This is a genomic window from Inquilinus sp. (assembly GCF_057815775.1).
In genome coordinates, this window is record NZ_JBYRFX010000661.1 from 1 (window position 1) to 11,420 (window position 11,420).

12 protein-coding genes are annotated in these 11,420 nt (G+C 66.8%); 7 read left to right on the top strand and 5 right to left on the bottom strand.

Features of this window, described 5'->3' with window-relative positions; genetic code table 11:
• Window positions 1-674: DeoR/GlpR family DNA-binding transcription regulator (locus tag AC3XYG_RS22910; protein ID WP_489142177.1), on the bottom strand; the 674-nt coding region annotated here is incomplete at its 3' end.
• 250 nt (window positions 675-924) lie between these two features.
• Between AC3XYG_RS22910 and AC3XYG_RS22915 the strand changes: the two genes are divergently transcribed.
• From AC3XYG_RS22915 to AC3XYG_RS22930, 4 genes are read left to right on the top strand one after another with little or no spacing between them, the layout of a single operon-like run.
• Complete coding sequence (locus tag AC3XYG_RS22915) at window positions 925-1,788, top strand: phosphotransferase (RefSeq protein ID WP_489142178.1); 864 nt, start codon at window positions 925-927, stop codon at window positions 1,786-1,788.
• 8 nt (window positions 1,789-1,796) lie between these two features.
• Window positions 1,797-4,241: a GcvT family protein gene (locus tag AC3XYG_RS22920; RefSeq protein ID WP_489142179.1), complete on the top strand. Its 2,445-nt coding sequence runs from the start codon at window positions 1,797-1,799 to the stop codon at window positions 4,239-4,241.
• Between the two features lie 58 nt (window positions 4,242-4,299).
• A complete protein-coding gene (locus AC3XYG_RS22925) occupies window positions 4,300-4,578 on the top strand; it encodes a hypothetical protein (RefSeq protein WP_489142180.1) in 279 nt (92 codons plus the stop codon).
• Window positions 4,579-4,636: 58 nt separating this feature from the next.
• A complete protein-coding gene (locus AC3XYG_RS22930) occupies window positions 4,637-6,127 on the top strand; it encodes a calcium-binding protein (RefSeq protein WP_489142181.1) in 1,491 nt (496 codons plus the stop codon).
• A 91-nt stretch (window positions 6,128-6,218) separates the two neighbouring features.
• Here AC3XYG_RS22930 and AC3XYG_RS22935 read toward each other — a convergent pair whose 3' ends face one another.
• Window positions 6,219-6,575, bottom strand: coding sequence for a GFA family protein (locus AC3XYG_RS22935; protein WP_489142182.1), 357 nt, complete (start codon window positions 6,573-6,575; stop codon window positions 6,219-6,221).
• Window positions 6,576-6,671: 96 nt separating this feature from the next.
• On the opposite strand from AC3XYG_RS22935, the gene AC3XYG_RS22940 reads away from it, so the two are divergent.
• Window positions 6,672-6,986 (top strand): arginase family protein, encoded by a 315-nt coding sequence (locus tag AC3XYG_RS22940; protein ID WP_489142183.1) that lies wholly within the window; start codon window positions 6,672-6,674, stop codon window positions 6,984-6,986.
• A gap of 9 nt (window positions 6,987-6,995) precedes the next feature.
• Window positions 6,996-7,607, top strand: a complete 612-nt coding sequence (locus AC3XYG_RS22945; RefSeq protein ID WP_489142188.1) for an arginase family protein — start codon at window positions 6,996-6,998, stop codon at window positions 7,605-7,607.
• Between the two features lie 4 nt (window positions 7,608-7,611).
• Here AC3XYG_RS22945 and AC3XYG_RS22950 read toward each other — a convergent pair whose 3' ends face one another.
• From AC3XYG_RS22950 to AC3XYG_RS22960, 3 genes are all read right to left on the bottom strand, one after another.
• The gene (locus AC3XYG_RS22950) at window positions 7,612-8,517 is read right to left on the bottom strand and encodes a DMT family transporter (protein ID WP_489142184.1); all 906 of its coding nucleotides are present in this window, start codon (window positions 8,515-8,517) and stop codon (window positions 7,612-7,614) included.
• Complete coding sequence (locus tag AC3XYG_RS22955; RefSeq protein WP_489142185.1) at window positions 8,517-9,293, bottom strand: SDR family oxidoreductase; 777 nt, start codon at window positions 9,291-9,293, stop codon at window positions 8,517-8,519. Before AC3XYG_RS22955 ends, AC3XYG_RS22950 begins: the two co-directional genes overlap by 1 nt.
• A 128-nt stretch (window positions 9,294-9,421) precedes the next feature.
• Complete coding sequence (locus AC3XYG_RS22960; protein WP_489142186.1) at window positions 9,422-10,816, bottom strand: glutamine synthetase family protein; 1,395 nt, start codon at window positions 10,814-10,816, stop codon at window positions 9,422-9,424.
• Between the two features lie 205 nt (window positions 10,817-11,021).
• Here AC3XYG_RS22960 and AC3XYG_RS22965 point away from each other — a divergent pair.
• Window positions 11,022-11,420: hypothetical protein (locus tag AC3XYG_RS22965; protein ID WP_489142187.1), on the top strand; the 399-nt coding region annotated here is incomplete at its 3' end.

The window sequence follows — 11,420 nt, forward strand, 5'->3', positions numbered from 1 at the left end:
ATATCGGTCAGGTTGCACACCTTCACCGGCGCCTCGCGGCCGAATTTGGTGTGGTCGGCGATCACCCAGGTCTCGGCCGCCTGGGCCATGGCGGCATGCGAGAATTCGGCCTCGAACAGGTGGAAATCGACCAGCTCGCCGCGGCCGTTGATGCCGCCGACCGACAGCACGGCGTAGCGCACCTGGAACTGGCGGACGAAGGCGATGGCGGAGGGTCCGAAGGCGGCAATATCGTCGCCATTGACCTCGCCGCCAGCCAGGAAGACGCGGTTGTCGTTGCGCGGCGCCAACTGGCAGGCGATCTCCGCCGAATTGGTCACGACCACCAGCCGGGAGTGATGCGCCAGCGCCTGTGCGACGTAGGCGGAGGTTGTGCCGTTGTCGAGGATGATGGGGTCGCCGTCGCCGATCCGGGCGGCGATCAGCGCGGCCACCGCCTGCTTGGCCTCGCGGTTGCGCTGCATCCGGCGCTGGAACGGCGGCTCCTCCGCCCCATCGGGCAGCATCACGCCGCCATGGAAGCGGACCAGGGCGCCCGACTCGATCAGCGGCTTGACGCTGCGCCGAACGGTCTCGGTCGACACGTCGAAGCGGCCGGCCAGATCGGTGATGCTGCAGCTGCCGGCCTCGCGCACGGCCTGCAGGATCTCGCCCTGCCATCGGTTGGACAACATCGGCGTTGCGGCGTTCCCTTGGTCCCATAGTTGCCACAGCATAGCGGCGGCCCCGGGCATCATGTCCAGCTTCGATCGCATCCGGCCGCAAGATTCCGCCTGATCGCCACGGTCTCGGGATGCATTGCAACGAAAGGCCACAGATCGATTTGGTTCCGTGTGGCTTTGTCGCGGATCGTGATTGACGCTGGCCCTCCCCAGCCTTATCCGTCGGTGGACCGGGCAGGACGCCGGGCGGGGAGGGACGAGGATGTCGGACCCATCTGATATCATCGCCGGGCTGGGGTGCTGGCGCGGGCGCATCACCATCGCGCCCCTGGCCGGCGGCCTGACCAACCGCAACTACCGGGTGGACGATGCCGCCGGGCGCCATGTCGTGCGGCTGGGCGACGACATCCCGCACCATCACATCCTGCGCTTCAACGAATTGGCGGCCAGCCGCGCCGCGGCCGCGGCCGGCATTTCGCCCGCCGTGATCCATGCCGAACCCGGCGTCATGGTCACCCGCTTCATCGACGGCGAGACGCTGGGGCCCGAGCGGGTGCGACAGCAGGCGCCGCGCGTGATCGAGCTGGTGCGCCGGGTGCATCGCGAGATGCCGTCCCATCTGCGCGGCCCGGCCATGGTGTTCTGGGTGTTCCACGTGCTGCGCGATTACGGCCACGTGCTTTCCGGGCGGCGGCCGGATGGCGAGTTGGCGATGCTGCTGGACCGCGCGGCGCGGCTGGAGGCGGCGGTCGGCCCGGTCGATCTGGTGTTCGGCCACAACGATCTGCTGGCCGCCAATTTCATCGATGACGGTCAGCGGCTGTGGCTGGTGGACTGGGACTATGCCGGCTTTAACAGCCCGCTGTTCGACCTCGGCGGCCTGGCCTCGAACAACGGCTTCTCGGCGGCGGAGGAGGCGACGTTGCTGGATGCGTATTTCGGCGCCCCGGCCTCGGCCGAGCTGCGCCGGCGCTATGCCGCGATGAAGGCGGCCGCGGCGCTGCGCGAGGTGCTGTGGGGCATGGTGTCGGAGATCCATTCGACGCTCGATTTCGACTATGCCGCCTATGCCCAGGATTATCTCAGGCGCTTCGAAGCCGCCTGGGACGACTTCCAGAGAATGTGAGTGCCGAGATGAGCGAATTTCCCACCCAGGCGCGCGCTGTGGTCATCGGCGGCGGCATCGTCGGCACCTCGACCGCCTATCATCTGGCCAAGCTGGGCTGGGCCGACACCGTGGTGATCGAGCGGCACAAGCTGACCTCCGGCTCCACCTTCCATGCCGCGGGCTTGGTCGGCCAGCTGCGCTCCAATGCCAACATCACCCAGTTGCTGGGCCATTCGGTGCGGCTGTACACCGAACTGGAGCGCGAGACCGGCCTGGCCACCGGCTGGAAGATGAATGGCGGCCTGCGCCTGGCCTGCACCGAGGCGCGCTGGACCGAACTGAAGCGTCAGGCGACCACGGCGAAGAGCTTCGGGCTGGAGATGCACCTGCTGTCCGCCAAGGAAGCGCAGGATCTGTGGCCGCTGATGCAGGTCGAGGACGTGGTCGGCGCCGCCTTCCTTCCGACCGATGGCCAGGCCAACCCGTCCGACATCACCCAGTCCCTGGCCAAGGGCGCCCGCATGGGCGGGGTTACGATCTGTGAGGACACCGACGTCACCGGCATCGAGACCAGGGACGGCAGGGTGTCGGCGGTGCTGACCAGCCGCGGCCGCATCGCCTGCGAGGTGGCGGTGAACAGCGCCGGGCAATGGGCACGCGACCTCGGGCGGATGGTCGGGGTCAACGTGCCGCTGGTGTCGGTCGAGCACCAGTACATGGTGACCGAGGCGATCCCGGGCGTGCCGCGCACCCTGCCGACCCTGCGCGACCCCGACCGGCTGACCTATTGGAAGGAGGAGGTCGGCGGCCTCGTCATGGGCGGCTATGAGCCGAACCCGATCGCTTGGGCGGGCGACGGCATCCCCGAAGGCTTCAACTTCCAGCTGCTGCAGCCGAACTGGGACCATTTCCAGCAGATCGTCGAACTGGCGATGGGCCGGGTGCCAGCGCTGGAGACGGCCGGGATCAAGGAGCTGATCGCCGGGCCGGAAAGCTTCACGCCCGACGGCAACTTCATCCTGGGCGAGGCGCCGGAGCTGCGCGGCTTCTATGTCGGCGCCGGCTTCAACGCCGTCGGCATCGCCTCCGGCGGCGGCGCCGGCAAGGCGCTGGCGGAATGGATCGTCGGCGGCCAGCCGCCCTACGACCTGTGGCCGGTCGACATCCGTCGCTTCGGCCGGGCCCAGGCCGATGTCGACTGGGTGCGCAAGCGGACGCTGGAATCCTACGGCAAGCATTACGCCATGGCCTGGCCGAACGAGGAGCATGCTAGCGCCCGGCCGCTGCGCCGGTCGCCGCTCTACGACCGGCTGAAAGCGCAAGGCGCCTGCTTCGGCGAGAAGCTGGGCTGGGAGCGGCCGAACTGGTTCGCCGCGGCGGGCGAGACGCCGGCGGAAATCCCGACCTTCGGCCGCCCGAACTGGTTCGACGCGGTGGGGCGCGAGCACCGGGCGACGCGCGAGGCGGTGACGGTGTTCGACCAGTCCTCCTTCGCCAAGTTCCTGGTGGTCGGGCGGGATGCGGAACAGGCGCTGTCATGGATCTGCGCCAACGATGTGTCGCGGCCGCCGGGCACGCTGACCTACACCCAGATGCTGAACGCCAAGGGCGGTATCGAATGCGACCTCACCGTCGCCCGGCTGGCCCAGGACCGGTTCCACATCACCACCGGCACCGGCTTTGCCACCCATGATTTCGACTGGATCAGCCGGAATATCCCGGCGGGCGCCGACGTGCATCTGGTCGACGTCACCTCGGCTTACGCCGTGCTCAGCCTGATGGGGCCGAAATCCCGCGCGGTGCTGCAGAAACTGACCCGCGACGACGTCTCCAACGCCGGCTTCCCGTTCGGCCGGGTGCGACAGCTGGCGATCGCCGGCGCCCCGGTGATCGCACTGCGCATCACCTATGTCGGCGAGCTGGGTTGGGAGTTGCACATCCCGACCGAATTCGCCGTCGGGGTCTATGAGGCCGTCATGGCGGCCGGGGCCGAGTTCGGCATCGCCAATGCCGGCTACCGCGCGATCGAGACGCTGCGGCTGGAGAAGGGCTACCGCGCTTGGGGCAGCGATATCGGGCCGGACCACACGCCGCGGGAGGCCGGGCTGGGCTGGGCGGTGAAGCTGAAGACCGCGATCCCGTTCCTGGGCCGCGAGGCGCTGGAGGCGCAGCGCGGTCAGAATCCACGCAAGATCCTCGCCACCTTCACGGTCGATGATCCTTCGGTGGTGCTGCTGGGCCGCGAGACCATCTTGCGCGACGGCAAGTCCGCCGGCTGGCTGTCCAGCGGTGGCTTCGGCCACACCATCGGCAAGCCGATCGGCCTCGGCTATGTCAGGGACCCCGCCGGGCTGGATCTGGCGGCAGTCGGGGCCGGTAGTTACGAGCTGGAGGTCGCAGCCGAACGCGTGCCCTGCACCCTGCACCTCGACCCGCTCTATGATCCGGTGATGGAGCGGGTGAGGGGATAGGGCAGTTCAGTATCCAGGATGACGGCGCTGGCGGTGGTCAGCCACTGCAGGCCGTCTCGTGCCGCCTCCAGACACTGGTGGCAAACGGAAGGCGGATCTGGCGGCTGCCATCAAAGTGATGTGTGCTCAAGCCGTCGCCGCTTGCAGATTCTCACAAGAAGAGCATGATAAACGCCTTAAGTCTCCGATAGGCGTTTTTTCTCATAGTCATCTCGGGCTGATTCAAGGGCTCGATTTAATTCTTCTTTTGACAACAGCATTCGGGATAAAAAATATTTATCAACTATGCAAGAAACTTATTGAAACGGGTCGTGGTGGTAAAATAATTGCGGCCTGAATATCGGCCGAATTAGGGGGCGGGTCTCGCAACACACAATCCGAACGGGGAGGGCGTCATGGCCATCATCAATGGCGACAACAACGACAGTAGTCTTTTTGGAACGGGGGCGGACGATACGATCAACGGACTGGGAGGAAACGATAATCTCTATGGACAGGACGGCAACGACACACTGAACGGCGGTGACGGCAACGATACGTCCTTCGGCGGCAATGGCGATGACATAATCAATGGCGGAGATGGCGACGATTCGATCGGCAGTGAATTTGAGGCCGGCGGCGGAGCTGGAACGAATGTACTGAATGGCGGTTTGGGAAACGATTTGATCTATCTTTCCCCCGTCCATGATACCGTGATTGGCGGCGACGGCATCGATACTGTCGACTATTATAATCGATATGGCGGAGACGGCACCATCATCACGATCGGCGGCTCCGGTAGCACTGGTGCTATGATCGGCTTAGATGTTGAAAATGTCATTGGAACGCTCTTCCCGGATGTCATTACCGGGTCGAGTTCAGATAATTTTTTAGATGGACATGGCGGCGGGGATATTCTGATCGGCCTTGGTGGGAACGATGTGCTGCATGGCGGTATAAACCCGAGTTCGTTGAGCGGAGGAGAGGGAAACGACACCGTCACCTATGGAGGGAATGACGGTGGTACCGGTGTGGGCATGATCCCGGATGCGAGCGTCACCGTGACCATCGGTGGCATCGGCGTGGGCGGGGATGCCGAGGGCGACATCATCGGAGTCGATGTCGAGAATATCAGCGGCACGAGCGTCAACGATGTTCTGACCGGTTCTTTGGCGGCGAACGTGCTCTCCGGGCAGGCCGGCAACGATGTACTCGATGGATATTACGGCAATGACACGCTGATCGGCGGGGATGGCGACGATGCGCTGTATGGTGTGAATGATAGCGATACTCTTCGCGGAGATGCGGGGAACGATCGTCTGGTCGGTGGCCAAGGTGCAGACACTATAATTGGTGGTCCTGGAATTGACTGGGTTTACTATCACACGAGTTATATTGGTGTGACCGTCAGCCTGGCGGCAGGATTCGGTGCCGGTAGCGATCCCCGAGATGATGCCAGAGGCGACACCTATCAGGATATCGAGAACGTCTACGGTTCTGTCCATGCCGACACGCTGATCGGGGATGCCGCCGCGAACAGCCTTCTGGGCAACACCGGAGCCGACAGGCTCAGAGGAGGAGCCGGGGCCGATATCTTCATGTATCGCGATGTGACGGACAGCACGGTCGCAGCGACAGGCCGCGATACGATCACCGACTTCGCTCACAGCGAAGCCGACCGCATCAATCTCTGGGCGATCGACGCTGACGGCAATGCCGGCAATGGCAACACCGCCTTCACCTTCACCGACGGCGGTGTGTTCTCCGGCTCAGGTCACGAGGTGATCGTGCAGGGCGGCGGCGGAGTCTACACCGTCCTGGCCGACATCGACGGCGACAAGGCCGCGGACATGGCGATCGTCGTGCAATCGGCGACAGCCCTGGTGGCTGGGGACTTCTTGCTCTGATCATGCGATACGGGCGCGCTTACGGGTTTGAGGCGTGCCCGGGCACCATCCCTGCACCTCGACCCGTTCTACTGTCCGGAGATGGGGCACCTCACTCATCGACATACCGCTCGGTCCCCGCGCCGTCGAGGCGGCGCACCCGGGCGCGGGCCAGGACGTTCAGGTCGAGCAGCCGGGCGTTGATCCCCATCTTGTCCCGTGCCGGGTTGACCGGGGACCAATGTGTGACGCAGCCGCACACGGCGCAGCGGTGGAATTCGAGAGACCGGTCGTCCCACATGTAGATGTCGGTCGCGCCCGGCGCCGTTCGGCGGACCTGCTTCGGCGCATAATAGGCCCACAGCACGCCGTAGCGCCGGCAGATCGAGCAGTTGCAGTCGGTGACCTCGGCCGGGGCCGAGTCGATCTCGAAGCGGACGGCGCCGCAATGGCAGGATGCTTCGACCATGGATCCCTCCCTCGGCCGACCCACTCCCGGCTTGCCGGGGTGCCGGCCGTCTCAGCATACTGTTCTTGCCCCAGATCCAAGCCGAGGTCACCCGACATGCCTGTTTCCCCACCGATGGCCGGCACGTTCCTCGGCTGCGATGCCGCTGCCATCGATGCCGTGCCGCGCGGCGCCGTTGCGGTGATCGGCATTCCCGGCGCGACGCCCTATCGCTCGGAACGCTTCCATTGCGCGGCGGCACCGGCGGCGATCCGGGCGGCGAGCGCGGGCCATGACGCCGGCCGCTCGCATTATGATTTCGATCTCGGCGCACCGCTGCTGCCGCCCGGCACGCCGATGGTGGATTGCGGCGACATCGCCTTCGGTGCGGCGGACTTTGCTGCCAATCGCGAGAGGATCGAGACCGCCTAGGCGACGCTGCTGGGCCGCGGTGCCGCGCCCCTGCTGCTCGGTGGCGACGACAGCGTCCAGATCCCGGCTCTGCGGGCGTTCGCGGCGCAGGGCGAGATCACCATCCTGCAGGTCGATGCGCATATCGACTGGCGCGACGAGGTGCAGGGCGAGCGCTTCGGCCTGTCGAGCACGATGCGGCGGACCTCGGAGCTGGCGGGCGTCCGGTCGATCGTACAGGTCGGCGCCCGCGGCCAGGGCAGCGCACGCGCCTCCGACGTGGCCGATGCGCGGGCCTTCGGGGCGCAACTGATCGACATGCGAACGCTGCGGGCGCGGGGCATCGGCCACGCCATCGACTGCGTGCCGGCCGGCCGCCCGGTGGTCGTCTGCTTCGACGTCGATGCGTTCGACCCGGCGGTTGTGCCTGGTGTCGCTGGCCGCGCCCCGGGTGGCCTGGGCTACGGCGATGCCGTCGATCTGCTGGTCGGCGTCGCCGCCCGCGCGCCGATCATCGGCTTCAACATCGTTGAATTCGTGCCCGAAGACGATGTCGGCGGCCTGGGCATTGCGACGGTGTGCCGCCTGGCGATGCTGGCCGCGGGGCTGCTGGCCATGAGTGCGAAACGAGCGGTGCCATAGTCTCTCAGCGGGCGAAGGTGGCCAGGGCCACGCCCGAGAGGGTCAGGGCCAGGGCGCCGATCTCGCGCAGGCCGAGCGGGTCGCCCAGCATCAGGGCCGAGGCCAGCACCCCGACCACCGGCGCCAGCAGCGACCCGATCGTGGCGACCGAGGCCGGCAGGCGGCGCAGCGCCGCGAACCAGGTGATATAGGCCAGGCCGAAGGCGAGGCCGCCGCCATAGGCCAGGGCCAGCCAGCTCCGCGTGTCCAGTGCGGTGAAATCGGGCGTCTCGAACACCAGCCAGAGCAGGACGAGCGGCAGCATGCCGAGGCCGGTCTGCCACGCCACCAGGGCGGCCGGCGGCATGGTCACCGGCGTGCGCTTGGCCAGAACGGTGCCCAGCGCGAACAGCATCGCTGCGGCCAGGGCCAGGGCCACGCCGGGAAGCTTGGCCCAGGGGTCGACGCCGTCGGGCGCGCCGTGCGCCACCAGCAGGCCGACGCCGGCCAGCCCGAGCAGCAGGCCCAGGCCGCGGGCGGCGGTCGGCCGTTCGCCCAGCAGCGGCCAGGCCAGCAGTGCCGACCAGATCGGCAGGGTGTAGGCCAGGATCGTCGTCTCCGACGCGCGCAGCCACAGCAGCGACAGCGTGGTCAACGCCATCCAGGCGGTGACGTTCAGGCTGGCGGCCAGGCACAGCCGGCCCCATTGCCCACGCGGCGGCCGCAGGGATTCGCGGCGCGCCAGGGCGATCGCCACCACGATCGCGGTGCCGATCAGGCCGCTGGCGGCACGGATCGAAAACGGCGGCAGCTCGGTCAGCAGGAACTTCACGAAGGGCCAGTTCAGGCCCCACATCAGGCCGGTGGCGACCAGCAGGCCGAGGCCCGGGATGGAAACCCCCGGGCCGGGTGTCTGCGCCGCACGGCTCATCAGACCACAACCGGAGACTGTGCCCCATCCATGGTGATGTTCACGCCGGTGATGTAGCCGGCCCTGGCCGAGGCCAGGAACAGCACGGCGTCGGCGATCTCCTCCGGCTGGGCCGGGCGGCCGAGCGGGATGCGGGAGACGGCGCGCTGTCGCGCCTCGTCCAGCGAGATGCCGTGCAGCCGCGTCTCGGCCTGCAGCCCCTCGGCCACCCGTTCGGTCTCGGTCAGGCCGGGGTTGAGGCCGACCACGCGCACGCCCTGCGCCGCATAGGCGGTGGCCAGGCCGGCCGTGGCCAGCATCAGCGCGGCATTGGCCGCGCCGCCAGCGATGTGGACCGGCGACGCCACCTTGCCGCCATTGCCGATGATGTTGACGATCACGCCGGATGCCCGCGCGGCCATGCGCTTCACCACGGGGTCGATGACGTTGATGTAGGAGAAGAACTTGGCGTCCAGCGCGGCCCGCCACGCCGCTGGCGTCAACTCCTCGGCCGGGGTCCGCTTGGCGGCGCCGGCGGAATTGACCAGCACGTCGATCGGCCCGAGTTCGCGCCCGACCGCATCGACCACCCGCAGTGCCGCGGCATCGTCGGTCAGGTCGGCGGCGATGGCGAACACGCCGGGCAGGTCCGCCGCGGCACGGTCGAGATTGGCCTGGCTCCGTGAGGTGATGGCGACCCGTGCTCCCTCTGCCAGGAAGGCGCGGGCACAGGCCAGGCCGATGCCCTTCGATCCGCCGGTGACCAGCACCGTCTTTCCGCTCAGGCCGAGATCCATGGGTGGTTCCTTCGTGACGGGGCCGGCCCTTCGCCGTCATTGCGAGGAGGCGAAGCCGACGAAGCAATCCATGCGGCCGCTCGTCGTGGCCCTGGATTGCTTCGCTGCGCTCGCAATGACGGTTGGGCTCAGATGATCTCGAAGTACCGTGCCAGTTCCCAATCGGTGATGTGCTTGCGGAATTCGCGCTCCTCCCATTCGCGGGTGGCGGCGTAGTGGTCGACCCAGTCGTCGCCGAACAGGCTGCGCGCGGGTTTCGAGGTCTTCAGCCGCTGCGACGCATCCCACAGCGTGCGCGGCAGATCGGTCTTGCGCGGGAAGGTCTTGGCATAGGCGTTGCCCGTCACCGGCGCGCCCAGCTCCAGCTTGTTCTCGATGCCCCACAGCCCGGCGCCCAGCGCCGCGGCCAGGATGATGTATGGGTTGGCGTCGGCGGCGGCGATGCGGAACTCGACCCGCTGGCTCTTCGGCCCGCCCTTGATGACGCGCAGCGCGGTGGTGCGGTTCTCCACCGCCCAGGTCGACGAGGTCGGCGCCCAATAGCCCGGGATCAGTCGGGAATAGGCGTTCACCGTCTGCGCCACCATGGCCAGGAATTCCGGCAGCAGCGCCACCTGGCCGGCCACGAAATGGCGCATGGTCGCGCTCATCTCATGCGGGTCCTTCGGGTCGTGGAACACCGCCTTGCCCTTGGGATCCAGCAGCGACATGTGGATATGGCCGCTCTGCCCCGGCCAGTCGTTCGACCACTTCGACATGAAGGTGGCCATCAGGTTGTTGCGCTGGGCGATCACCTTGGTGAAGGTCTTGAACAACGTCGCCTTGTCGGCGGCGGCCAAGCCGTCATCGACCGCGATCGCCGCCTCCAGCACGCCCGGGCCGGTCTCGGTGTGCAGCCCCTCGATCTCGCAATCCAGCGCCTGCATCGTGCCCAACAGCTCGTGGTACAGATCCGACCACACCGAGTTGCGCAGCACGGAATAGCCGAAGAAGCCCGGCGTCAGGGTGGTCAGGTTGCGATAGTTCTTCTCGCGCACCGAATGCGGCGTCTCGTCGAACATGAAGAACTCATATTCGAACGCCGCCTTCAGGCTGAAGCCCATGCCCTCAGCCTTGTCCAGCATGCGGCGCAGCAGGGCGCGCGGGCACACCGCCTCGGCCTGGTCGGCCAGCTCGCACAGGAAGAACGGCAGGTCGTTCTCGAAGGGCAGGCGGCGCATCGTCTCGGGCAGGATGCGCACCGGCGCGTCGGGATAGGCGGTGTGCCAGCCGGTGTAGCGGGTGTTGTCGTAGAGCTGGTCGTTGTTGTCCCAGCCGACGATCACGTCGCAGAAGGCGAAGCCCTTCTCCAGCGCCGAAAAGAACTTCTCCCGCGAGATGTATTTGCCGCGCAGGATGCCGTCGACATCGGTCAGCGCGACCTTGACGTGGCTGTAGTCGCTCTCTTCGACCAGCTTGCGGGCGTCGGCTTTGGTGAAGGGAGCCCTGGTCGAAAGGGCCGCAGCCCGGGTCGGTTGCGCCATGATATGCCGAATTCTCCCGTTTCCCTGTTGCCCGCCGGGCCTTCCGTCCGGCCCGTGCGGATCTTGTCGCGGCATTCTGAGCACGCCGGGCGAAGCGGCGGCAAGAGAGGCAACGATGACAGCTGTCACACGACTGTCATTTCCGCAATGCTCTTGCCGAAGTTGTGGTTCGGTGAGACAGTTTCTACCAGATATGGACCGATCGATGTGGGATCGTGCCCATTTCCGCCGTACTGAGGGGGCGGCCCAAGAAGCACATCAAAATCGACATCAGGGGGTGCATATCATGTCCCACGACGGTCACCGTCAGGCCGGCGGCGCGCAAGACGTCTCCGACGACGTGAAGGTTCTGCACGGCATGGGCTATGCCCAGGAGCTGCTGCGGCGGATGAGCGGCTTCTCGAATTTCGCCATTTCCTTTTCCATCATCTGCATTCTCTCCGGCGGCATCAATTCGCTCGGCCAGGCGATCAGCGGCGTCGGCGGCGGGGCGATCGGCATCGGCTGGCCGATCGGCTGCGCGATCTCCCTCGTCTTCGCCCTCGGCATGGGGCAGATCGCCTCGGCCTATCCGACCGCGGGGGGGCTCTATCACTGGGGGTCG